Genomic DNA, 23,471 nt, shown 5'->3' on the forward strand with positions numbered 1-23,471 from the left:
CGGCGGCGTGCTAATATCCAAATCACGGCAGAATATGACCGAATCAACGATTGGCGGGGCCATGGAGATCTTGGAGCTCGAGCGCCGGCTGAGCGAGCTGAGCACCAGCGAGAGACGATATAGGGACGAGGCTCCCTTTGACTGGTCGATCATGACCGAGCGCGTTGAGGTCGATGGACGGTCGGTGCGAAAGATCGGACAGATGGGGGCGGAATATGCTCAGGCCGAAATGCCAGCTGGCCTGATGATTAGGAGAAACTCGCGCTTTAACGCGGTACCCGAGCATGTGCACGACTACGTTGAGATCAGCTATGTGTACCGGGGGCGCTGTCCGCAGACGGTTGCGGGGGAGAAGCTCGTGCTCGAACGCAACGAGGTGCTGCTGCTCGATGCCGCCTGCCCGCATGCGGTGGCAGCGCTCGGCGAGGATGACATCATGCTAAGTATGACCGTTTCACGTACCTTTTTGCAGCGCAGCCTCGAGGCGAGCCTCTCGCGCGAGAGCGCGGTATCGCGGTTTTTGTTCAACGCGCTCAACAGCGAGACCGACCATCGCGGGCACGTGCGCTTTCGCTGCGGGGAGAGTCGGCGCGTGCGACGCTACATGCAGGAGATGCTCTGCGAACACTACGAGCCGAGCCTCAACAGCGCCGAGATCGTTCTGCGCCTGTTTCAGCTCCTGTTGGCCGAGCTCATGGATTGCTACGAGCGCGAGCTCGTGCGCGGCGCGGCGGCGGGGCGCGATGAGTCGGGGCGCGCGGCCTCGCTCGTGGCAGGGATGCTCGGCTATATCGAGCGTTCGTTTGCCGCCTGCTCGCTCGAGGAGGTGGCGGCACGCTTTCATGTGAGCCCTAACTACGCGTCGGCGCTGCTCAAGCAGCATGTGGGAAAGACCTATCGGCAGCTGGTCCAGGAGCGCAGACTCGTGCGTGCCGTGGAGCTCTTGCGCGCGGGTGCCACGGCCGAGGCGGCGGCGCGCGCCGTTGGCTACGAGAACATGAGCTTTTTCTATCGCAAGTTCCGCGCCGCCTACGGCTGCACGCCGGCAAAATACCGTGGATGAGTAAGACGGAACGGGCTTTTAGCTATCGATATGCCACACCTAAATACTGTGTCTCATGTTTCGTTTCATCCACCCAGGTTGGAGGGTGGCCGTCAGGTCGATTTTTGCCCCGTCTAGGCCTCGGTATCAAAAAGTGTCAGCCGGCGGACGTGTTGGGGCGAAAAGAAGTGTCCAATGCAGCGCCTCCGCGCCTTGGGCGCCCGGGCGCGCGCGATACTCAGCTCAGCACATAAAACCCGCTGCGAGGAGGCACATATGGGATTTCCCGAGGGATTCTTTTGGGGCGGCGCCACGGCCGCAAACCAGTTTGAGGGCGCATGGAACGTTGACGGCCGCGGCCCCAGCGTAGATGACCACTTCCTGGGCGGCAGCTACAAGGAGCCACGTCAGATTACGCTCGACATCGACCCCAACCGCTTCTACCCCAATCACGACGGTATCGACTTCTACCATCACTACGAGGAAGACATCGCGCTCTTTGCCGAGATGGGCTTCAACATGTTCCGCATGTCCATTTCCTGGAGCCGCATCTTCCCCAACGGTGACGATGCCGAGCCCAACGAGGCCGGCCTCGCCTTCTACGACCGTGTCTTCGACTGCCTGCGCGCACACAACATCGAGCCGCTTGTTACGCTCAGCCACTACGAGATGCCCTATGCCCTGGTCGAGAAGTACAACGGTTGGGAGAGCCGCGAGCTTATCGGCTTCTTTGAACGCTATGCCCAGACCGTGCTCGAGCGCTATCACGACAAGGTGACCTACTGGCTCACCTTCAACGAGATCAACTGTGGCACCCTGGACCTGGGCAACCTCTTTGAGACCAGCATGATTCGCGGCTACGAGGGCCCGGCCTCCGGCGCCCACACCACCCCGCAGCAGCGCTTCCAGGCCCTCCACCACCAGTTTGTGGCGAGCGGTCGCGCCATCCGCTATGCGCACGAGCACTTCCCCAAACTCAAGATGGGCAACATGGACTGCTTTATCCTGTCCTATGCCGCCACGTGCGACCCGGCCGACGTCTTTGCCACCCAGCAGGAGATGAACACCATGAACTGGTACTGCTCCGACGTGCAGGTGCGCGGCAAATACCCGTTCTACGCCAAGCGCTTCTGGGCCGAGAACGGCATCGAGCTTAACATCGCCGACGGCGACCTGCAGGACATCGCCGACGGCAAGGTCGACTTCTACACCTTTAGCTACTACATGTCGGGCACCGTGGGCACCCACAAGGACCACGAGATGACCGAGGGCAACATGACCCTTGGCGGCAAGAACCCCTACCTCGAGAGCACCGACTGGGGCTGGCAGATTGACCCGACGGGCCTGCGTATCGCCCTCAACGAGATCTACGCCCGCTACGAGATTCCGCTGATGGTGGTCGAGAACGGCATGGGCGCCTACGACGAGGTGGAGGAGGACGGCTCCATCCACGATCCGTACCGTATCGCCTACCTCCAGAGCCATGTCAAGGCCATGGGCGAGGCCATCGAGGACGGCGTCGACCTGATCGCCTATACCTGGTGGGGTCCCATCGACCTGGTCTCTGCCGGCACCGGCGAGATGCGCAAGCGCTACGGCTTTATCCACGTCGATAAGTACGATGACGGCACCGGCACTTACGAGCGCCGCCGCAAGGACAGCTTCTTCGCCTACCAGAAGATCATCAAGTCCAACGGTACCGAGGGCCTGGCTTAATCGACAAGATGAGTGCCACCGTGGAAAAGCCTCGGGATGGGTTCGCGATTCGAGTCCCCACCTTAGCATTTGAACCATTTGGCACTATAATCACCATAGGCATGCGCATAACGTTGCGCTTAATCAAGAGGAGAAAACCTATGGGTCTGTTTGACATGTTCAAGAAGAAGGCTGAGCCCGCGGCTGCCGCTGCTCCGGCCTCCATCTCTGCTTCTGCCGGCGCCGACGTACTGTGCTCGCCCGTCAAGGGCAAGGTCATCAAGATGGCCGACGTGCCCGATCCCGTCTTTGGTGGCGAGGTTCTGGGCAAGGGCTGCGCCGTGTGGCCCGAGGACGACCTGGTCTATGCCCCCTGCGACGGCAAGGTGACCGTCACCATGGGTCACGCCGTGGGTTTGCAGTCCGATAATGGCATCGAGGTCCTGGTGCACGTTGGCGTCGATACCGTCAACATGAACGGCGACGGCTTCGAGGGCTTCGTCAAGGCCGATGACGTCGTGAAGGCTGGCCAGCCCATGCTCAAGATCGACCGCGCCAAGATCGCCGCTGCCGGCTACAAGGACTGCGTCGTCGTGGCTGTGTCCAACACCGCCGAGTTCGCCGATGTTGAGCTCGCCGTCGAGGCTGACTCCGCTGTCGCCGCCGGCGATGCCATCGTCAAGGTCGTCCGCAAGTAAGCTGCGGCATCCAAAGGGTGTGCAAGGGTGGTCGGGTTATCCGGCCGCCTTTTTTAATGGGCCAAGCAGGTGCGTTTTATTGCAGGGGGCTTGCTTTACGGGCCATTCGTTCATCAAATTGAGCCGCCTGCGCGGTTGTGGCCTCGATTCGTTTTGAATCTAATTGTTGACCTCTCCATACGATCGAGGTTTTTTATTGGATAAAAACGCTTGCCATGCAAGTTCTACCGTTCGTATTTGTTGCTCAACAACTTGCCAATGCTTCTCTGTAACCTAGGTATGAAATTGGCGTACGCATAAGGGGAGGAATTGATGAAAGATATCTCGAGAAGGGACTTTCTAGCCGGAATTGCAACGCTGGGCCTTGCTGGATGTTCGGGCAAACCTGATAAAACGGACAGTTCCACGCTAAAACCGAAAAAGGGCACGCTTAAGAATGAAAGTAGTCCACAGAGTTCCGATATTGTAGTAACCATGGACCCTATTTACAACTATCAGGTTGGTCAAAGCGGCTGTGGCTATATTACAAAAATCAAAAACACTAGTGATCAAGTTGCTGTCGATTGGGGAGTTGATGGCATCGCAAAGAAGGCGGATGGCACACTGTGTGGCACCGTGAGTAGCACAATATCTAGCTGCTGTGCTCTTCTTCCGGGGCAAGAAATATGGTACTTCGGCGCAATCGATGGCATAGATGAACTACCGGTGTCACTTGAGCTTACGTTTAGGGTTAATTGCTTTAAGAAGGTCACCGAAAAAGACACCTATGAGTTCACAGTGTTAAATGAACGATTAGAACAAATCGCTACTAACATGTATCGTTTTGATGTCGAAATTCAAAATGATTCGCCGTATGACTATGGTATGGGCACGACGCTCATGGGCGTATTGAAAGATGATATGGGGAACGTCGTGAACGGATTTGCGGGTGGCTCTGATGTTCTTGAAGCGGGCTGCCATACGATAATCTCCGCCAATAGTGGTCTCGATTTGACTGGATCTCCCTATGCATCGTATGAGTACAGCATTTTGAAGAACGTTCTTGAACCGTGCTAAGCAGATGAAAATCAACAGCGTTTCTTAGTTTGCAGCATCCGGTTATCGTTCTCCCCCGCAACTTCATCACAACGGAAAGAATCTCGTATGTTTCAGGATCGACGTGAACAAGCGTGTATCGAATATCACAGCATCTGAGCGCTTTTACATTATCCTAGTCAATTGGAATATCATCGCTATTTTGAACCTGTCCCAAGCCTGAGGGGTTAAGGGGCCGCCGGTTCGAATCCGGTCGTCCCGGCCAGAAGCCCGTTTTTGCGACTCAGGGGTTTGGGTCGAGCCGTTAATATGGACTTACTGTCACAACGTGCGTTGCGCATGGAACGCAGCGCCGCTTGTTTGGAGGAATGTCATGAAAAAGAAGCCGCTGCTTGCGCTCATGTTGGCTGTAGTGGTTGCATGCTTGATCTCTCTTTCCGGTTGCGGTGATCCCACAGTCGAGCAACTTATTAACGAAGATCTGATCAATCAGCTTGATGAGATTAAAAATAACGACGAGTCATTTCTGGATGGCTTGGATAAGGCTGCAGGGAAAGAGTTTAAAAGGGTCGGCATCAATACCGAGGAATACGCCAAGAGCTATCTCGAGGGCTTCGACTATAAAATCGGCGACATTGTAGTCGATGAAGATAAGGGTACCGCTACTGCCGAAGTGACCGTTTCTTGTAAGTCGATGGCTCAAATTCAAGGGGATTTTGCCACCAAATACCAAGAGAAGGTTGCTGCTCTTGATGGGTCGCCTTCCGAAGATGAGTTGTACAAGCTGGCTGGACAGGTAATGCTCGATGTGACCAAGGCCGCCAAGCCCAAGGACACCAAGGTTACCTTTAAGTATTCTGCTAACGATGACAACGAATGGTCGGGGGACGACTCTAATATCTCCGAGATGATGAGCGCTCTGCAAGGGTAGCGCTTTATATTTAGGTTGCCATGCGACAAACAGTTCGTTATGCAATAAAGGGAGGATCGTTGGGGCGACCCTCCCTTTAGGACAACCAAAGCCAAATGTGTCTGCGATATTGGTAAGCGTTATTCTGCCGGCAGTTGGGGACACTCCTTGTGCCAGCGTTGCATCGAGTGCTTGGGAAACCGCGACCCGGTTTTTGGCCGAATAGTGGGTCGCATTTTCCGGATGGGGTGGGTTGCGGAAAGTGCGACCCGGAATATTGCTCTGAAACGGGATGCGGTTTCCCTGATGCGCCTCAAACGGAAAGCGCATCCCATTCCGGAGCTCCAAAACGGGATGCGCTTTCCGCGCGGAAGAATTGTCGCAGCTGCGTTAAGCAGTGTCGCTCGTTACTCGCCCAGAATCAGCGCCGTGAGCTCTGCCTGGGTGTCCACCACGTAGTCGGCGCCGGCGGACTCCAGCTCTGCGCGGCCGCGGAAGCCCCAGCTGACGCCCGCACTCTTAAGGCCGGCGTTGTGGCCGGTTAAAACATCGACATTGGAATCGCCCACATAGAGCGTGGTCGCCGGATTGGCGCCCAGCTCTTCCATCACATGCAGTGTGACGGGTGCTTCGGGCTTGGGCGGAAACGAATCAACACGGCCCTGCACCAGCGCAAAGCGCTCAGAACCAAAGTACTTCTCGATAAGCGGAGCCGCCGAGACGTGGTCCTTGTTAGTGAGCACGGCGAGCGTGACGCCCGCGGTGCGCAGGCGGTCGAGCATTTCGATCGTACCGGCATAGGGCGCGGTGTGGTCCTCCTTGTGCTCGCCGTAATAGGCCCTAAACTCGGCAAGCGTCTGCTCAAACATACGCCCGTCGCCCGCATACTCGGCGGGCATAAAGCGCTCAACCAGCTTGAGCATGCCGTTTCCCACCTTATAGCGGTATTCGTCAACGGCAAACGTGGGCCAGCCGTGCATCTCACAGGTATGGTTACCGGCGGCTGCCAGGTCCTCGAGCGTGTTGAGGATGGTGCCGTCCAGATCAAAGATCACATGGGTAAAAGCTGCTGCCATGGGTGCTCCTGCCGCTTGAGTTGTAAAACGCACCCCATGATACTGGGCATGCGTGCCGGGCATGTTTGGAATCTGAATATCTTTAATAGCCCTGAGCCTTTGTCGTTAGCAAATCCTCGGCAGCTGCTCTCCTACGAGCATGTCGAGGATACGGGTCGAGCCCCAGCCGGTGCGTACGCGCACGGCGGGACGGGTGCCCTCGGCAAGCGGCAGCACACGGCCGATGATGGCGGCGTTCTCGCCGTAGCGGGCAGCACGCATGGCGGCCAGCGCGGCATCGACTTGCTCGGCCGGCACAACGGCAACCATCTTGCCCTCGTTTGCCACTTGCAGCACATCGTAGCCGAGCATCTCGCAGGCTGCCTGCACGTCGGGGCGCACGGGCACGGCATCCTCGTCGACCTCCATGGCAACGCCGCTGGCCTGGGCAAACTCGTTGAGCGTGGATGCCAGGCCGCCGCGCGTGGGGTCGCGGAAGCAGCGCGCGTCGGGTGCTGCGGCCAGTACGTCGGCGATCAGGCGATTGAGCGGCGCGGCGTCGCTTTCGATGGTGCTCGAAAACGCCAGACCCTCGCGCTGGCTCATGATGGCGATGCCGTGGTCGCCGAGTGTACCCGACACCAGGATGACGTCGCCGGGCTGACAGTTTGCGCCAGAGAGCGCCACGCCCGCGGGCACCTCGCCCACGCCGGCGGTATTGATGTAGACGCCGTCGGCTCCGCCACACTCGACCACCTTGGTGTCGCCGGTGATGATCGCCACGCCCGCCTCGCGCGCGGTCTCGGCCATGGTCTGCACGATCTGGCGGAGCTTCTCCATGGGATAGCCCTCTTCGAGGATAAAGCCGCACGATAGGTAGCGCACGTTGGCGCCCGAGGTCGCGACATCGTTGACGGTTCCGCACACGGCGAGTCGGCCGATGTTGCCACCGGGGAAGAACTGCGGCGTTACCACAAAGCTGTCGGTCGACATGGCGATTCGCCCGCTTGCGGGCAGCGCGGCGACGCCGGCATCGTTGCCCTCGAGCAGCTCGGGCGACCCAAAGGCATCCAGAAAGACCTCATCGATGATGCGCTTCATCATCTGACCGCCAGAGCCGTGGCCCAACAGGACGGTGCTATCGGTAACGCTATGGGACATATCGAAAACTCCAATCGTGGGTGGAATTATATGGGTGAGGCGCAGCGTCGACCGGTCCGCCATTCGTTGAGACGGCGGAACCTAATAGTCGCGGTAGCGGTGGTACGCCGCGCAGCTGCCCTCGGAGCTCACCATGCACGGGCCGACGGGGTGCTCGGGCGTGCAGGTGCGGCCAAAGAGCGGGCAGCTGCTCGGCGTAATGGCCCCGCGCAGCACGTCGCCGCAGCGGCACCCACGCGGCTCGACCGTCGCCTCAACGGGCACGTCAAAGCGGGCGCCGGCATCAAAGCGCGAGAACTCAGGGCGGATGGAAAGACCCGAGCCGGCAATCGGCCCCAGCCCGCGCCACGTGGTGTCGCACGGTTCAAATACCTGCTCGACCAGCTGGCGCGCTACGGGGTTGCCGTTCGCATTGACACCGCGGCGGTAGGCGTTGTCGATCGCCGGCCTGCTCTCGACAACCATCTGGACCAGCATGCAGATGCCCTGCAGGATATCGACCGGCTCAAATCCGGTAACCACGCCCGGGGTCTCGAACTCATCGACCAAAAACCCAAAGGGTGCCAGGCCTGTGATGGTAGCGACGTGACCAGGCAGGATAAAGCCGTCGATGGTCGTCTCGGGGTCGTTGGAGATCGCACGCAGAGCCGGCGGCGTGGTCTTGTGAGCACAGTAGACCGAGAAGTTCTGGAGCCCGCGCGCGTCAGCCTCCAGGATAGCGGCGGCGATGGTGGGCGTCGTGGTCTCAAAGCCGACACCCATAAAGATGACCGGGCGTTCGGGATTTTGCTCGGCAATGTCGAGTGCGTCGAGCGGGGAGTACACAATGCGAATATCGCGCCCCGACGCCTTTTGCGCGGCGAGCGAGGTAGACGACCCGGGCACGCGCATCATGTCGCCAAAGGAGGTGATGATGGCGCCGTCCATCTTGGCGAGCGCGATTGCATGGTCGATATTGCGGTTGGCGGTAACGCAGACGGGGCAACCCGGACCGCTCAGAAGTTTGAGCCCGGCAGGCATAATGGAGCGAAAGCCATAGCGCCCGATGCTCACGGTATGCGTGCCGCAGACTTCCATAAGGTTGATGGCGCGGTCGCCGACAAGCTCATGAATGCGCTCGATGAGCTCGCGAGCCAGCTTGGGGTCGCGAAATGCCGAAAAGTCGATACCGGAGCGAACCGGCTGCGCCGCCGTCACTAGTATGCCTCGGCCGGGTTGGTGGCGAGCTGGTCCTCTTCGGCCAGCTCGGTCATGGTATTGACGAGCTCGAGTGTCTCTTGGGCTTCCTGCTCATCGACAATCTGAATGCCAAAGCCGGCGTGTACGAGAATATAGTCGCCCACCCGTGCCGTCGGCACGAGGCGCAGCGAAACGGGGCGCTCGATGCCCATCATGTCGACGGTGGCCTTGAGGTCGTCGTCGCGTTTGACTACTTTACCGGGAACGGCAAGGCACATAATGTTCCCCTTTTATACGTTTTGCGCTGGATAGGCGCTTAATTACCCATCAGATGATGGTAGCGCTCGCGGGAGTCACGAGCAAACGCGTTACACCTGTGAGACGGCGGCGCGCAGGCTGGCAAAACAGCCTATCGCGACGCCGTCTGCGCGAGGCGAGCGCGAGCGATGGCGGCCTGACCGTAGGCGATGCAGCCGTCGTTGACGGGTACAGCGTGGGGGACCAAAACGGCAAGACCGACGTCTTTGAGTTCGTGGGTAAGGAGCTGAAGCAAAAGTCGGTTCATGAACACGCCGCCCGAGAGCGCGACGGTATCGATGCCCTCGCGCGCGCAGATTTCGCGTGCGATTCGTGCCGAAGAGCGCGCGATGGCGATATGGAACCCGAGCGCGAGCCGGTCGGCGGATTCTCCGGTCTCGATTCTGCTCAAAAGTGCCTCAAAAAGTGGCTTGGGGTCCAGAACGAAAGGGCTGTCCGAGGCAGCCTGGACAGTTAGTTCAGATACGTATTTTTTAGAGCGGCTCTGGGTGGCAAAAGTCGTCTGTGAGGACTCAAAATGGGTCGATTTGGGGCCTGTGCCGGGTGCGCTTGTCGCAAATAGGGTGTCCGGAGAGCCTTTTTTGGCAAAATCTGAGGCAAAAATGCCAGATAGGGGGTTAGTAGTTAATACGTATCTGAACAAACTGTCCAGCGACGTTGAGACGGATGCCGATACGCCCGCCTGATTGCCAGCGAAACGGCTGATTTCGCCGTCAAGCGCGCGCCAGGCGGCGGCTTCGAGTTCTATGGCAGGCTCGCCCTCGTAGGTTGCCTTGTCGCAGATGCTCAGAATCGCTGCCGCGGCATCAAAGAGACGCCCCATGCTGCTGGTACGCGGGCTGTTGATGCCGCGCTCGATCATGGTGGCTGTCACGCTGCGCGTTTGCTCGTCGAGGCTGTCCAAAAGCCGAGCGGCGCCTGGGTGCTCGAGCAGACCGAGCTCACTGAGCAGGGCAAAGGCGTTGCGGCGGGCGTCGCGCACGGAGGCCGCCCCGCCGGGGAGCGCCCAGGTGAGCAAATGCGCGGCGCGCTCAAAGCCGCCAAGGCCGGCAACAAGAAACTCGCCGCCCCAAATGGTCCCATCGGTGCCGGCGCCGGTGCCGTCAAAGGCGATGCCAAGGACACGCGCGTCGATTGTAAGCTGGCCCGCGGCGATGGCCTCGGCCATTACGCTCGCGATATGCGCATGATGGTGCTGCACCTCGACGAGCGGCAGATTGTGCTCCCGTGCCTGCTCGCGCGCCCACTGACTCGATAGATAGCTGGGGTGCAAATCGCAGGCCAAGGCGGCGGGCGCCAAGTCAAAGAGATCTTCCAAGCGCGTGCGCGCGGCGTTCCAGGCATCGAAGGTCTCGCCGTTTTCAACATCGCCGATATGCTGCGACACAAAACAGGTTGCCTCGCCGTTCGTCCCTTCACGCGTGAGCGCAATCGTGGCCTTTTGTTGTGGCCCGCAGGCGAGCACGCAGGACGGAGCGCCGTCGAGCGCCGGCAACGGCAGCGGCTGGGGTGCATATCCGCGAGCGCGGCGCACGGGCATAACGGCGCCGTCGACCACGCGCACCACGGAGTCGTCGTAGCGCGAGAGGATCGCGCGGTCGTTGCCGAGCAGCGCGTCGGCAATGCCGGCGGCAACGAGGCGCTCCCAGGCAAGATCGTCATCGGTCTCGATGGGCTCTTCGCTCAGGTTTCCGCTGGTCATGACGAGCGCGTGCATACCGCGGGCTTCTGCCGCGGCAAGCAGAAGATGCTGAAGCGGGGTGTAGGGGAGCATAACACCGAGCTCTGGAAGGTCGTGCGCGACGGACGGCGCGAGCGCGAGGGCGTCGGGGGAGCCGCCGCTCTCGCAGGCAGCACGTCGGCGCAGCAGCACAATGGGGCGAATGCTGCCGGCCAGCAAGCCGCGTGCAACGTCGTTGACATGGCACAGGCGTTCAGCGTCGGCAAGGTCGCGTACCATAACGGCAAGCGGTTTGTTGCTGCGGCGTTTGCGACGGCGCAGCTCGGCTACCGCCTGCTCGTTGGAGGCGTCGCATGCCAAGTGAAATCCGCCCAGACCCTTGATGGCGACGATACCGCCACCGGCCAGCAGCTCAACACAGCGGTCGATGATAGCGTCGCTGGCCTCGCGCGTGGTGCCGACGGCCGGTGTCGCGGACGAATTCCCGCACGCATCGCCGTTCACAGCCTCGCGCCAAGTAATATGCGGCCCGCAATCAAAGCAGGCATCGGGCTGCGCATGAAAGCGCCGGTCGAGCGGGTCAGCATACTCTGCGGCGCAGGTGGGGCACATAGGAAAGTGATCCATCGACGTGGCCGCTCGGTCATAGGGCAGCGAGCGGATGATGGTAAAGCGCGGCCCGCAGTTGGTGCAGTTGATAAAAGGATAGTGATAGCGCCGATCGGCGGGGTCGAACAGCTCACGCAGGCAATCGTCACAGGTGGCGATATCGGGCGAAATGAGCGTGGTGTGAGCGGTTTGATCTTGCGATGCCACAATGCGAAAGCCCTGCTCATCGGCAGCGCTCCAGTCGCCAGGCTCCAAATCCGCAATATAGACACGCTCCACGAGAGCCGCCGCAGGCGCATGCTCAGAAAGCGCGGCAACAAAAGCATCGAGCGCATCGACCGGAGCGTGCGCCTCGATATGCACGCCGTCGCCCGCATTGAGCACCCATCCGCAAATGCCATGCGCCATGGCCTCGCGATACACAAACGGCCGCATGCCAACGCCCTGCACAATGCCCGTCACATGAATATGCACATGCCGCATGCGACCTTCCCTCATCAAAACCTACCAAAAAGGGACAGGTCTATTTTGGTAGGTAAAACGTTAAGCCTGCCAAAACAAGCCTGTCACTTTTTGGTAGGTGCGCTACAGCCCCAGGCTCTGCCTGGTTGCGGCACACGTGAGCTCGCCGTGCTTAACGCCGCGCAGGCCCAGCAGACGGTCGGCCAGCTCGTAGACGCGCTCGCCGCGACCCTTAAGTGCCAGAATCTCCAAGCAGTTGTGGTGATCCAGATGCACGTGCATCGTCGATACGATCTCGTCGGTGTAGTCGTGCTGCACCTCGTCCAGACGGCGCGTCAGATCGCCGGTGTGATGGTCGTAGATCATGGTGAGCGACCCGATAACATGCTCATTGGGCGTGCGCATCTGCTCCTTGGCGATCGATGCGCGAATCAGGTCGCGCACCGCCTCGGAGCGGTTGGCCACGTCGCCGCGGCGTGCGATTTGCTCGTCAAAACGGCGCAGCAGGTCGTCGGGTGCGGTAACCGAAAAGCGGACCAGCTCGGAGCCGGAGCCACTACAGTGGCAGCCCGCGTCACCGTCCGCCCCGTGCGGATGCTCGTGCTCGTACCCGCAGCCGTGCTCGTGTTCGGCCACCTTACACCAGCTTCACGGAGCCGACGGAGTTGTGGTCGGCCTCGATGGCCTCTTCGTAGCCCTCGAGTGCGTCGTGCGCCTCGTGCAGCGCGGCCATGGCGGCCTCGAGCTTGGCGCCGATGCGCTCCATGTCAAAATTCTCGGTCGCATGCAGCAGCTGATGGCTCCACTCGTGAGCGAGCTCGATGGTGTCGTCGACCTGCTTGACGCTCATGGCAAGCTGGCTCATGTTCATTCCAACATCATGCATGGGAAATCTCCTTTTGTATGGGGCAGTTCAGTGGTTCAGATTTTACTACGCCCGCTCTGCGTGCAGCTGCATAAGAAAACGGGTACGAGCCTGTGCGACCCGCACCCGTTCACTGGGGGCTGTTTGTGGCTACCATACTATCCGTGGTCGCACGCGGTGCACCCAAAAGTCCGGTGAGCGGCGCAAAACCGCTCATGGACGGCAGCACATGACCGGCGTATTACAGGTGCTTCTCCAGCAGCGCCTGCAGCCTCGCCTTGGGCAGCGCGCCGACCGAGCGGTCAATCTCCTCGCCGTTCTTAAACACAATCAGCGTGGGGATGCTCATGACGCCATACTTCATGGCCAGGTCCTGGTTGTCGTCGACGTTGCATTTGGCAACGGCAAGCTTACCCGCCAGCTCGTCGGCAACCTCGTCAACGATGGGCGAGAGTGAGCGGCAGGGACCGCACCACGGTGCCCAAAAATCGACCAGCACGGGCAGGCTGTCGTTAACGACGGAATCGAAATTCTCGGGGGTAATCTGCTTAATGTCAGCCATGGTGACCTCCATAATGTGATGCGGCTCAGCCGCGTAAAACTCAGTACGACCGTGCTTATACCCAGCCGCCCGCAAAGCAACCACTCGCAGGTGGCTCTTTTATATAATGGTTGGCACGCAAACGATTGGAGAGCGCATGTCCACGTCACAAAGCCAGAAAAAAGAAGCCATCGCCCAGGCGGCTGAGCAGGAGCTCACATCGCTTGCGATCCGTGGCGTGCGTATCGCGGGCAACGCGTGCTCGCCGATCGTACTGGTCAAAGGCGATTTGGACGAGGCCGAACGTTTGGGTGGCGAGCTTGCCGCCGGCCCGGATGGCGCGGCGTTGCGCAAGGCGCTTGGGGCCATCGGCTACGCGCCCGAGGATTTTTGCGTGCTGGCAAGCGTCGCCGGCGCGGGTGACGGAGCGGTCGCGGTGGGCGAGACTCTGCCGTGCGAGCTGTTCCGCGAGGCGCTTGAGGCCTTGGATCCCGAGGCGGTGCTACTGCTCGACAACAACGCGGCTGATGCCATGCGCGAGACCTACGCCGATATGCTCGTGGCGATCGATGACTTCGATACCGCCATGCTCAAGCCCGGCCTGGTCGCCCATGTGCAGGGCCGCCGCGTGCTCGCGCTCGACGGCTTTGAGGCGGCACTCACCGACAAGGCCGCTAAGCAGCGCATGTGGGCCTACATCAAACAACTGACCCCGGCCGCCGCACCGCTGTAACGGTCTAGTTGGCCCATAGTCCCAATTACGGGCGACACGGGTACGTCCATCATTGAATTTTAATTTCAACTTTACACCTAGGTTTACAGCTGTCTTGTCAGCTGTAAACCTAGGTGTCATACTAAAGCCCCAAGATTCGCCAAAAGAGAGGGGCCTTGATGGCACAGAGCGCGAACATGGATGCATCGGAGCTTGCACGCGATATCGCGGCCGGCCTAGCATCGGCAACGACGGCAACGGAGCGCGCGGCATTGGTGCCCGCAGAGCTCGTCGAGGCCATTCGGCAACTAAAAACCCAACGCGACGCGGTGATCTTGGCACACTATTACGTGGCGCCCGAGGTGCAGGCCGTAGCCGATTACGTCGGCGACAGCTTCTACCTGGCAAAGCTCGCCAAGAGCCTGCCGCAGCAGGCCATCGTGCTGTGCGGCGTGGAGTTTATGGGCGAGAGCGCCAAGCTGCTCAATCCCACTAAGACCGTGCTGCTGCCCGAGCCAGGCGCGGACTGCCCCATGGCTCACATGGTCAAGCGCGAGACGGTCGACGCCGCCCGCGCCGAGTATGGCGACGACCTGGCCGTGGTCTGCTACGTCAACTCGACGGTCGAGATCAAGAGCTGGAGCGACGTGTGCGTCACTAGCTCCAACGCCGTCAAGATCGTGTCCGAGCTGCCGCAGCAGCACGTCCTGTTTATCCCCGATCAAAACCTGGGCCGCTTTGTAGCCGAGCAGGTGCCGCAAAAGCACGTCATCCTCAACAACGGCTACTGCCCGCGCCACCATATCATCACCGTCGAGCAGATCGTCGATGCGCAAGAGGCGCATCCCGACGCGCTCGTGCTGGCGCACCCTGAGTGCAAGGCCGATGTCCTTGCCGAGGCCGACTACATTGGCTCCACCGCCGGCATCATCAAGTATGCCGAGGAGTCGGACGCGAGCGAATTCATTATCGTGACGGTCCGTGGCGTGCTCTACGAGCTCGAGCGCCGCTGCCAGGGCACCGGCAAGAAGTTCTACTTCCCCGCGGTGCAGCCCACCTGCGTCAACATGGATCTCATCACGCTCGAAAAGCTCGTGCGCTGCCTGGAGACGGGCGCGGGCGAGGTGCAGATCGGCGTGTCGGACGAGGCCGCCGAACAGGCCAAGCTCACGCTCGACCGCATGCTCGAGTACGCGGCGCGCTAGAAGAATGTGACATGAGGGACGGTCCCTTATGTCACATTCAAGGGAGAGGATTCCTGTGGAAACCAAGCAATACCCCGATATGGAGTGTGACGTCGTTATTGCCGGCTGTGGCGTAGCGGGCCTGTATGCGGCTCTCAACCTGCCGACGAGCATGCGCGTGATTATGCTCTCCAAGGGCGCTGTCGACGAGTGCGATTCGATGCTCGCACAGGGCGGCATCTGCGTGCTGCCCGAGGGCTCGGACTACGATGCCTTCTTTGAGGACACCATGCACGCCGGTCATTACGAGAACCGCCGCGAGAGCGTCGACATCATGATTCGCTCGAGCCGTTCGGTCATCAACGACCTGTTGGCCGTGGGCGTGGACTTTGAGCGCAAGGCCGACGGCAGCCTCGACTTTACCCGCGAGGGCGCGCACAGCCGCCCGCGCATCGCCTTCCATGCCGATATCACCGGTAAGGAGATTACGACCAAGCTGCTTCAGGCCGTTCGCAAGCTGGACAACGTGCAGATTCTGGAACACGTGGCCATGACCGACATCCTGACTGCCGATCGTGACGGCGCCACGGTGTGCACCGGCGTCATCGCCGTTCCCGTGGACGAGGACAATTCGGTTCGTCCCGCCGACGAGTTGACAAATGCCGCCGAGGGCGCGCATGCCGGCGAGCCGTTTAAGATCCATGCCAGCCATACGCTGTGGGCAACGGGCGGCATCGGCGGCGTATACGATCACTCGACCAACTATCCACAGCTCACGGGCGATGCTTGCTATATCGCTCAGGAGCATGGTATTAAGATGGAGCACCTGGACTACGTGCAGATCCACCCCACGGGGCTGTTCTCGCCGCAGCCGGGTCGCACCTTCCTGGTCAGCGAGAGCTGCCGTGGCGAGGGCGCGATTTTGCTCAACGCCGCCGGCGAGCGCTTTACCGACGAGTTGCAGCCGCGCGATGTGGTCGCCGCCGCTATTCGCGAGCAGATGAAGCTCGACGGTACCGAGCACGAGTGGCTGAGCTTTGCCCCCGTCGAGCGCGACGTGGTGACCGGGCACTTTGCCAACATCCGCGCGCGTTGTCTGGAGGACGGCCGCGACATCTTGGACGAGCCCATTCCCGTTACGCCCACGCAGCACTACTTTATGGGCGGCGTGTGGGTCGATAAGGACGGCCGCACCTCGATGCCCGAGCTCTATGCCGCGGGCGAGACAGCCTGCAACGGCGTTCACGGCAAGAATCGCCTGGCTTCAAACAGCCTGCTCGAGGCGCTGGTCTGGGGCCGCCGTGCCGCCTGGTACATGCGTACCGGCGAGTCGCTGGCCGTGGAGCAGGCGGGTGACCCCGCGCTCGATGGCCGCCATCGCGCTCTGAGCGCCGACACCCTGGCAATCGATGATTTGGCCCGTGCCGCCGGCACGCAGGCCGTGGAGGAGTAGACCATGAATCCCATTACCATGAAGCTCGTCGTCGATGATCTGATTCTGCAGGCTCTGCGCGAGGACATTACGTTTGAGGACGTGAGCACGGCGAGCGTGTGCCCCACAGCGCGTCCCGCTACCGTTGAGCTTATCGCCAAGGCCGACGGCATCATCGCCGGCTTGGATGTGTTTGCTCGTACCTTTGAACTGCTGGATTCGCAGAGCTCGGTGCTGTTTGATGTTGCCGACGGTGACGAGGTGCATGCCGGCGACCATGTGGGTCAGGTGCGCGGTGACGCGCGCGTGCTGCTTTCGGGCGAGCGCGTGGCGCTTAACTACCTGCAGCGCATGAGCGGCATCGCTACCTATACGCACCAGATGGCCGCGGTGCTCGAGGGCACCAAGACCGTTCTCGTCGACACGCGCAAGACCACGCCGGGCATGCGCGTGTTTGAGAAGGCCGCGGTCGAGATCGGCGGCGGCAGCAACCACCGCTACAACCTGTCGACGGCCGTCATGCTCAAGGACAACCATATCGACGCCGCCGGTGGCGTGGCACGCGCGATCGAGATGGCTCGTGCCCACGCGTCGTTTACCATGACGGTCGAGATTGAGTGCGAGAACCTGGACATGGTGCGCGAGGCCGTGGAGGCCGGTGCCGATATCATCATGCTCGACAACATGACCCACGATGACATGGCTGCCGCCATCGAGCTTATCGCCGGCCGCGCCAAGACCGAGTGCTCGGGCAACGTGGACGCGAGCAATATTCGCGCGCTTGCCGACCTGGGCGTCGACTTTATTAGCTCGGGAGCGCTGACGCACTCTGCGCCGATCCTCGACCTCTCGCTTAAGCACCTGCGTCTGCTGGACGGTAAATAATGGATGCCCGCGAGCGTCGCCGTGCCATTATGGGCGTGCTCGAGGGAGCCAAAGGCCCCGTTTCGGGCGGTGCGCTTGCTCGCGAGGTGGGTGTGAGCCGCCAGGTTGTCGTGCAGGACATCGCCCTGCTGCGTGCCGATGGGCACGACATCGTTGCCACCAATCGCGGCTACGTACTGCAGGAGGCTCCGAGCAGCCCAGCGGTGCCCACGCGCCTGGTCAAGGTGCACCATGGCGTGGAGCAGGCGGGTGACGAGCTCACGAGCATCGTCGACGCGGGCGGCGCCGTGCTCAACGTGATTGTCAACCACCGCGTGTATGGCAAGATCACGGCCGACCTGGACATTCGCAACCGTCGCGATATCGAGCGCTATCTGGAGGGCATTGCCAGCGGCAAGAGTTTCCCGCTGCTGACGGTGACGAGCGGCTACCACTTCCATCGCATCGCGGCGGAAGACGAGCAGACCCTCGACGAGATCGAGACTATGCTCAAGGAGAAAGGCTACCTCGCAGACCTTATGCCCTACGAGGGCGACCTATCGTAGCCGACGCTGCAAACGCCCCTAAGCGGCAATCTGACGTTCAATCGTCGGTCGCGTACCAAAGTACGCTTTCCTCCTCTTTCACGTCACCTTGCTCGCTTAGGGGCGTTTTCGCTGACTTATGCTCAACCTGCGGCGGTGCCAAATTAGTTATCCGCACAAACAAAATAAGGAGGCCTCCGCGGCGATGCGGAGGCCTCCTTTTTGTGCACGGTGTACTTTTGGGTGTGCAAGTGGGGGAGTTGTTACTCCTCGACGATCTCGGTGATCGCGCCAGCGGGGCAAGCGTCCTGGCAAGCGCCACAGGCGACGCAGGAGTCCTCGTCAGCGACGGTAGCGACGTCCTGGAGCTCCAGGACGCCAGCGGGGCAGGAGTCGACGCAAACGCCACAAGCGATGCACTCGTCGGCATCAATTACGGGATGAGCCATGGTAGTTTCCTCTCTGTTGACCGACGCTACAGGCGATGCGCGTCGGTTTGATTCGGGCAAAAACATACCACGGGAGCGACCGTTTGCAATACCCTCTGGCCGGCATCTTCATACCGTTCGCCGAGTATGCCAAGGTTTACTAAAAAACGCGCAGGTGGGGCCGTTGAGCTGCGCAAATGTTAGCTATAGGTGACTTGTAATATTGACCTATTGAGCGCGCCTGCGGAAAGGGCATCCCGTTATTTGGCCGAAAACCGGGTCGCAGTTTCCGGTTGGGCCCGCTAGCGGAAACTGCGAGCCGGCATCAGCTCTCAAAACGGGATACGGTTTCCGGTTGAGCCTTCAGACGGAAACTGCGACCCGGAATCCACGCTCAAACCGGGACGAGCTTTCCGCAAGGCAGCTCCAGACACCTTCGGACCCAAGCCTCAGCCATCTCTACATAGATCTCAATAGATTTGCCGAGAACTCAAACAGCGCTTCTACCTGCGATTTTGCGAACCTAAACTCTCGGAGATAAGAAATCTTATATGAATTGACTTAGATTTTGTATATTCCGGCCCATAAGGGGATACACTACATCCTGAAAGACAAGCCGAAGCACCGCGCGGCAGACCGCCGAGGCGGCGCAAACGCACAAGAGAGAGGGAATTTCTAATGGGCAAGATTCTTGGTATCGACCTTGGTACTACTAACTCCGCTATGGCCGTCCTCGAGGGCGGTTCTCCGACCATCATCGTGAACGCCGAGGGCGACCGCACTACCCCGTCCGTCGTGGGCTTCCGTGCCGACGGCGACCGCGTCGTGGGTAAGGCCGCTAAGAACCAGGCTGTCACCAACCCCAAGAACACCGTGTTCTCCATCAAGCGCTTCATGGGCCGTAAGTACTCCGAGTGCACCTCCGAGCTCAAGACCGTGCCGTATGAGGTTAAGGAGGGTCAGGGCGGCCGTGCCGTCGTCGACATCGAGGGCAAGGATTACACCGCCGAGCAGGTGAGCGCCATGGTGCTCGCAAAGATGAAGGCCGACGCCGAGAAGTATCTGGGCGAGACCGTCACCGACGCCGTCATCACCGTCCCGGCCTACTTCAATGACGCCCAGCGTCAGGCCACCAAGGACGCCGGTAAGATCGCCGGCCTCAACGTCAAGCGTATCGTTAACGAGCCGACCGCTGCTGCTCTGGCCTATGGCCTGGACAAGCAGGGTTCCGACCAGCGCATTCTGGTCTTCGACCTGGGCGGCGGCACCTTCGACGTCTCCATCCTCGACCTCGCCGACGGCGTGTTTGAGGTTCTGTCCACCTCGGGCGACAACCACCTGGGCGGCGACGACTGGGATCAGCGCGTCATCGACTGGATGGCCGACAAGTTCCAGCAGGAGAACGGTGTTGACCTGCGTCAGGACCCCATGGCCCTGCAGCGTCTGAAGGAGGCCGCTGAGAACGCCAAGAAGGAGCTCTCCGCCGCCCAGCAGTCTACCATCAACCTGCCGTTCATCACCATGAACCAGTCCGGTCCGCTGCACCTCAACTACACGCTGACCCGCGCCGAGTTCGAGAAGATCACCCGCGACCTGCTCGAGCGCTGCAAGCAGCCTGTCACCAACGCCCTGCGCGACGCTAAGCTCAAGCTCTCCGATCTGACCGAGGTCATCCTCGTCGGCGGCTCCACCCGTATGCCCGCCGTCCAGGAGCTCGTCAAGACCATGACCGGCAAGCAGCCCAACATGTCCGTGAACCCCGACGAGGTCGTTGCCGACGGCGCTGCCGTCCAGGGTGGCGTGCTCACCGGCGACGTCGAGGGCATCCTGCTGCTCGACGTTACCCCGCTGTCGCTGGGTGTCGAGACCATGGGCGGCATCATGACCAAGATGATCGACCGCAACACCACGATCCCGACCTCCAAGACCGAGGTCTACTCCACCGCTGCCGACAACCAGACCAGCGTCGAGATCAACGTGCTCCAGGGCGAGCGCGAGCTTGCCCGCGACAACAAGTCGCTTGGTAAGTTCCAGCTGACCGGTATCCCGGCCGCCCGCCGCGGCGTGCCGCAGATCGAGGTCACCTTCGACATCGACGCCAACGGCATCGTCAAGGTCTCCGCTAAGGACAAGGGCACCGGCAAGGAGCAGCAGATCACCATCTCCGGCTCTACCGCGCTTTCCGACGACGAAGTCGATCGTATGGTCAAGGACGCCGAGGCTCATGCCGAGGAGGACAAGAAGCAGAAGGAAGAGGTCGAGGTCCGCAACCAGACCGACAGCCTGTGCTACTCCACCGAGCAGACCCTCAACGAGCTGGGCGACAAGGTTTCCGCCGACGTGAAGTCCAAGGCCGAGGCCGCTATCGCCGACGCCAAGAAGGCGCTCGAGGGCTCTGACGTCGAGGCCATCAAGGCCGCTGGCGAGTCCCTGCAGTCCGTGGCCTACGAGCTGGCTCAGGTTGTCTACGCCGACGCTCAGCAGCAGACCGACGGTGCCGCCGGCGCCCAGACCGACGACGATGTGGTCGACGCCGACTACGAGGTTGTAGACGACGAGGACAAGTAATCATGTCCGCCCGTAAAGCTCGCACGGAGGCGGCTGCCGCCAGCGCCGCCCCCGTTGACTCTGAGGAGAAGGACGTGAAGATTCCCGTAGAGGCCGTAGACGATACCGAGGCCAACGAGGCCCCGGCCGCCGAGGCTGCCGAGAACCAGGTAGAGGATTCCAACAAGGAGGCGACGATGACCGAGGACGAGATGGTGGAAGCCGCTATCCGCGCCGGTGAGGAAGCCGCCGACAACGACTTTAAGCTCAAGTTCGAGCAGGCCCAGAAGGAGCTTGCCGACGTTCGTCATGAGCTCGATGCTGCGGCAGAGGCTCAGAAGGCCGCCGAGGACAAGGCAAAGGATGCCACCGAGCGCACCGCCCGTCTGCAGGCCGACTGGGAGAACTTCCGTCGTCGCACCGCCAACGAGCGCATCGCCGAGCGCGAGCGTGCGACCGAGAAGCTCGTCACCGCGCTGCTGCCGGTGGTCGACGATATCGAGCGTGCGATCGACCATGCCCGCAGCCAGGAGCTTGCCGACGACTTTAAGCAGTTCGTCGACGGCGTCGATGCGGTGCATGCCAAGCTGCTCGATGTGTTTGCGCACGAGGGCGTTGAGCCCATCGACCCTAAGGGCGAGGCGTTCGATCCGCTCGAGCACCAGGCCGTGGGTCGCGTCGAGGACGCGTCGCAGTACGACGAGACCGTCAACGACGTGTACCAGAAGGGCTACCGCATGGCGGATCGCATCCTGCGCTCCGCGATGGTGACGGTGACCTACGGTGGCGAGAAGCGCCCCGCACCGAAGCCCGAAGCGGCGCCCGAGGATGCTGCGGCCGACACGGCCGAGAGCACCGAGGAGTAATTGAGAAGGGCCCCGGGGCAACACCCGGGGCCCTTTCTGGCCTAGTGCCATATGACAGTATGAGCCGCCGCCCGTTGGACGGTGGATGAAACAGGAGAGGAGCTACGATGGCTGCAGGCAAAACCTTCTATGACATCCTGGGCGTATCCAAGAGCGCCTCCGACAAAGAGATCAAGAGCGCGTTTCGCAAGCTCGCGCAAAAATATCACCCCGATGCCGGCGGCGACGAGGCCAAGTTCAAGGAGATCAGCGAGGCCTACGAGACGCTTTCGGACGAGAAGAAGCGCAAAGAGTACGACCAGATGCTCATGTTCGGCGGCATGCCGGGCGCGGGCGGCGCGTATAGCGGTGGCTACGGCGCCGGTGCCGGCGCGAGCGGCTGGGGTGATATCTTCGACAGCATCTTTAGCGGTAACGGCGCCTGGGGCAGCGATTGGGGCTCGGGCTTTGCCGGGGCCGCGGGTAATGCCGGTGCCGGCGCGGGCCGCAGTCGCGCGCGCAAGGGCGGCGACCTGTCGCTGACTGTCGACGTAACGGCCGAGGACGCATTCCGCGGCGTGACGCACAAGGTCACCTACCGCATTCCCTCGACGGGCGAGCAGCAGACCATCACGGTCTCGGTGCCTGCGGGCGCCGTGGATGGCGGCAAGCTGCGCTACAAGCGTCGCGGCGAGTACGGCGTCGCCGGCGGCGAGCGCGGCGACCTGGTCGTGACCACGCACGTGGAGGAGCACCCGCTGTTTAAGCGCAAGGGCGCCGATGTGACCATGGAGGTGCCGATTTCGGTCTACGAGGCGGCACTCGGCTGCACGGTGGACGTGCCCACGCCCGGTGGCGCGACGGTTCGTCTGAAGGTGCCCGCGGGTACCCAGACGGGCAAGAAGTTCCGCTTTAAGGAAATGGGCGCGCCCGACGTTAAGCACCGCGGCCGCACGGGTGCGCTGCTCGTCGAGATCAGGGTGCAGGTTCCCACGAACCTATCCGATGACGAGCGCGACGCGATGACCAAACTGCGCGAGGCCGACACGCGCGACTATCGCGAGAAGGTCAACCGTTACAAGGCGACGTACTAGGGCGCCTGTGTGCCCGCCCGCGTCCGCGGGCTTATGATGTAGACGTGCGAAACGGAAAGGGGTCAGGTAGCATGGCCGAGGACAATAGGAACAAACCGCTGTACATGATCAGCGTGGCGGCCGAGCTGACCGGCATGCACCCGCAGACTCTGCGCGTCTACGAGTCCAAGGGCCTGGTGAACCCCCAGCGCTCGGGCGGCAACACGCGCCTGTATTCGCGTGCCGATATCGAGCGCTTGGAGCTCATCAACCAGCTGACCGATGAGGGCATCAACCTTGCCGGCGTGGTGCGCATTCTCGATATGAAGGAGCGTGCCGAGGAGCGCGAGCGCGAAAACGAGAAGCTCCGCGCCCGCGTGCGCCAGCTCGAGGACGAGCTGCACGAGTACAAGATGCAGAAGAAGATCACCGCACTGGCCCCGCGCGATGGCTCGGTCAACCCCGAGCAAGTCATGCGCAAGTTACTGGGCACGGGCGGCGACCTGTAGTTCCGCCGGCGCCGCCGGGCACTCATTGGGGACGTACTTAAATGAGTGCCCACAGAATGAGAGTGGATAATCTCCCGTTTT

Annotated in this window: 23 protein-coding genes; 14 read left to right on the forward strand and 9 right to left on the reverse strand. The window is 61.2% G+C overall.

The window, feature by feature from the left end; translation table 11 throughout:
* Positions 1-34 precede the first annotated feature (34 nt).
* The 5 genes from DW029_RS11125 to DW029_RS00965 all read left to right on the forward strand — a co-directional run bounded on the left by DW029_RS11125 (position 35) and on the right by DW029_RS00965 (position 5,401).
* Positions 35-1,063: an AraC family transcriptional regulator gene (locus DW029_RS11125; RefSeq protein ID WP_158572581.1), complete on the forward strand. Its 1,029-nt coding sequence runs from the start codon at positions 35-37 to the stop codon at positions 1,061-1,063.
* Between the two features lie 255 nt (positions 1,064-1,318).
* Positions 1,319-2,758 (forward strand): glycoside hydrolase family 1 protein, encoded by a 1,440-nt coding sequence (locus DW029_RS00950; RefSeq protein WP_118345049.1) that lies wholly within the window; start codon positions 1,319-1,321, stop codon positions 2,756-2,758.
* Between the two features lie 140 nt (positions 2,759-2,898).
* Positions 2,899-3,435 carry a PTS glucose transporter subunit IIA gene (locus DW029_RS00955; protein ID WP_117735368.1) on the forward strand — a complete coding sequence of 179 codons (537 nt, stop codon included), beginning with the start codon at positions 2,899-2,901 and terminating at the stop codon, positions 3,433-3,435.
* A 312-nt stretch (positions 3,436-3,747) separates the two neighbouring features.
* Positions 3,748-4,491: a hypothetical protein gene (locus tag DW029_RS00960; protein WP_040359153.1), complete on the forward strand. Its 744-nt coding sequence runs from the start codon at positions 3,748-3,750 to the stop codon at positions 4,489-4,491.
* 352 nt (positions 4,492-4,843) lie between these two features.
* Positions 4,844-5,401, forward strand: coding sequence for a DUF5105 domain-containing protein (locus DW029_RS00965; RefSeq protein ID WP_118345050.1), 558 nt, complete (start codon positions 4,844-4,846; stop codon positions 5,399-5,401).
* 386 nt (positions 5,402-5,787) lie between these two features.
* On the opposite strand, the gene DW029_RS00970 is transcribed toward DW029_RS00965, so the two are convergent.
* The 8 genes from DW029_RS00970 to trxA form a co-directional block, all read right to left on the reverse strand.
* Positions 5,788-6,456: an HAD family hydrolase gene (locus DW029_RS00970; RefSeq protein WP_118345051.1), complete on the reverse strand. Its 669-nt coding sequence runs from the start codon at positions 6,454-6,456 to the stop codon at positions 5,788-5,790.
* A gap of 105 nt (positions 6,457-6,561) precedes the next feature.
* Complete coding sequence (hypE, locus tag DW029_RS00975) at positions 6,562-7,596, reverse strand: hydrogenase expression/formation protein HypE (protein ID WP_118345052.1); 1,035 nt, start codon at positions 7,594-7,596, stop codon at positions 6,562-6,564.
* An 81-nt stretch (positions 7,597-7,677) separates the two neighbouring features.
* Positions 7,678-8,793 carry a hydrogenase formation protein HypD gene (gene hypD, locus DW029_RS00980; RefSeq protein ID WP_118345053.1) on the reverse strand — a complete coding sequence of 372 codons (1,116 nt, stop codon included), beginning with the start codon at positions 8,791-8,793 and terminating at the stop codon, positions 7,678-7,680.
* Complete coding sequence (locus DW029_RS00985) at positions 8,793-9,053, reverse strand: HypC/HybG/HupF family hydrogenase formation chaperone (RefSeq protein WP_117637955.1); 261 nt, start codon at positions 9,051-9,053, stop codon at positions 8,793-8,795. Before DW029_RS00985 ends, hypD begins: the two co-directional genes overlap by 1 nt.
* A 131-nt stretch (positions 9,054-9,184) precedes the next feature.
* Positions 9,185-11,866: a carbamoyltransferase HypF gene (hypF, locus tag DW029_RS00990; protein ID WP_118345054.1), complete on the reverse strand. Its 2,682-nt coding sequence runs from the start codon at positions 11,864-11,866 to the stop codon at positions 9,185-9,187.
* A gap of 102 nt (positions 11,867-11,968) precedes the next feature.
* Positions 11,969-12,481, reverse strand: coding sequence for a nickel-responsive transcriptional regulator NikR (gene nikR, locus DW029_RS00995; protein WP_199406647.1), 513 nt, complete (start codon positions 12,479-12,481; stop codon positions 11,969-11,971).
* Between the two features lies 1 nt (position 12,482).
* Positions 12,483-12,731, reverse strand: coding sequence for a hypothetical protein (locus tag DW029_RS01000; protein ID WP_006235225.1), 249 nt, complete (start codon positions 12,729-12,731; stop codon positions 12,483-12,485).
* A 220-nt stretch (positions 12,732-12,951) separates the two neighbouring features.
* The gene (trxA, locus tag DW029_RS01005; protein WP_117735375.1) at positions 12,952-13,272 is read right to left on the reverse strand and encodes a thioredoxin; all 321 of its coding nucleotides are present in this window, start codon (positions 13,270-13,272) and stop codon (positions 12,952-12,954) included.
* 136 nt (positions 13,273-13,408) lie between these two features.
* Between trxA and DW029_RS01010 the strand changes: the two genes are divergently transcribed.
* The 5 genes from DW029_RS01010 (at position 13,409) to DW029_RS01030 (ending at position 18,009) form a co-directional block, all read left to right on the forward strand.
* Positions 13,409-13,984 carry a hypothetical protein gene (locus DW029_RS01010; RefSeq protein ID WP_117735376.1) on the forward strand — a complete coding sequence of 192 codons (576 nt, stop codon included), beginning with the start codon at positions 13,409-13,411 and terminating at the stop codon, positions 13,982-13,984.
* 158 nt (positions 13,985-14,142) lie between these two features.
* On the forward strand, positions 14,143-15,168 hold the full coding sequence (gene nadA / locus DW029_RS01015) for a quinolinate synthase NadA (protein ID WP_118345055.1): 1,026 nt from the start codon (positions 14,143-14,145) through the stop codon (positions 15,166-15,168).
* A 28-nt stretch (positions 15,169-15,196) separates the two neighbouring features.
* Positions 15,197-16,600, forward strand: coding sequence for an L-aspartate oxidase (locus DW029_RS01020; RefSeq protein ID WP_370220017.1), 1,404 nt, complete (start codon positions 15,197-15,199; stop codon positions 16,598-16,600).
* Between the two features lie 3 nt (positions 16,601-16,603).
* Positions 16,604-17,464: a carboxylating nicotinate-nucleotide diphosphorylase gene (nadC, locus tag DW029_RS01025; protein ID WP_117735379.1), complete on the forward strand. Its 861-nt coding sequence runs from the start codon at positions 16,604-16,606 to the stop codon at positions 17,462-17,464.
* The gene (locus tag DW029_RS01030; protein ID WP_117735380.1) at positions 17,464-18,009 is read left to right on the forward strand and encodes a transcription repressor NadR; all 546 of its coding nucleotides are present in this window, start codon (positions 17,464-17,466) and stop codon (positions 18,007-18,009) included. The genes nadC and DW029_RS01030 overlap by 1 nt, the downstream gene beginning before the upstream one ends.
* A gap of 242 nt (positions 18,010-18,251) precedes the next feature.
* Here DW029_RS01030 and DW029_RS01035 read toward each other — a convergent pair whose 3' ends face one another.
* Positions 18,252-18,437, reverse strand: coding sequence for a DUF362 domain-containing protein (locus DW029_RS01035; protein WP_006235216.1), 186 nt, complete (start codon positions 18,435-18,437; stop codon positions 18,252-18,254).
* Between the two features lie 657 nt (positions 18,438-19,094).
* Here DW029_RS01035 and dnaK point away from each other — a divergent pair.
* The 4 genes from dnaK (at position 19,095) to DW029_RS01055 (ending at position 23,390) form a co-directional block, all read left to right on the forward strand.
* Positions 19,095-20,984: a molecular chaperone DnaK gene (gene dnaK / locus DW029_RS01040; protein WP_117793941.1), complete on the forward strand. Its 1,890-nt coding sequence runs from the start codon at positions 19,095-19,097 to the stop codon at positions 20,982-20,984.
* 2 nt (positions 20,985-20,986) lie between these two features.
* Positions 20,987-21,829: a nucleotide exchange factor GrpE gene (locus DW029_RS01045; RefSeq protein WP_118345056.1), complete on the forward strand. Its 843-nt coding sequence runs from the start codon at positions 20,987-20,989 to the stop codon at positions 21,827-21,829.
* Between the two features lie 107 nt (positions 21,830-21,936).
* The gene (locus DW029_RS01050; RefSeq protein ID WP_117735383.1) at positions 21,937-22,902 is read left to right on the forward strand and encodes a DnaJ C-terminal domain-containing protein; all 966 of its coding nucleotides are present in this window, start codon (positions 21,937-21,939) and stop codon (positions 22,900-22,902) included.
* A 71-nt stretch (positions 22,903-22,973) separates the two neighbouring features.
* Positions 22,974-23,390 carry a heat shock protein transcriptional repressor HspR gene (locus tag DW029_RS01055; protein ID WP_055250809.1) on the forward strand — a complete coding sequence of 139 codons (417 nt, stop codon included), beginning with the start codon at positions 22,974-22,976 and terminating at the stop codon, positions 23,388-23,390.
* Positions 23,391-23,471: the final 81 nt, after the last annotated feature.

This window comes from Collinsella sp. AF38-3AC (assembly GCF_003474365.1).
Taxonomy (GTDB): domain Bacteria; phylum Actinomycetota; class Coriobacteriia; order Coriobacteriales; family Coriobacteriaceae; genus Collinsella.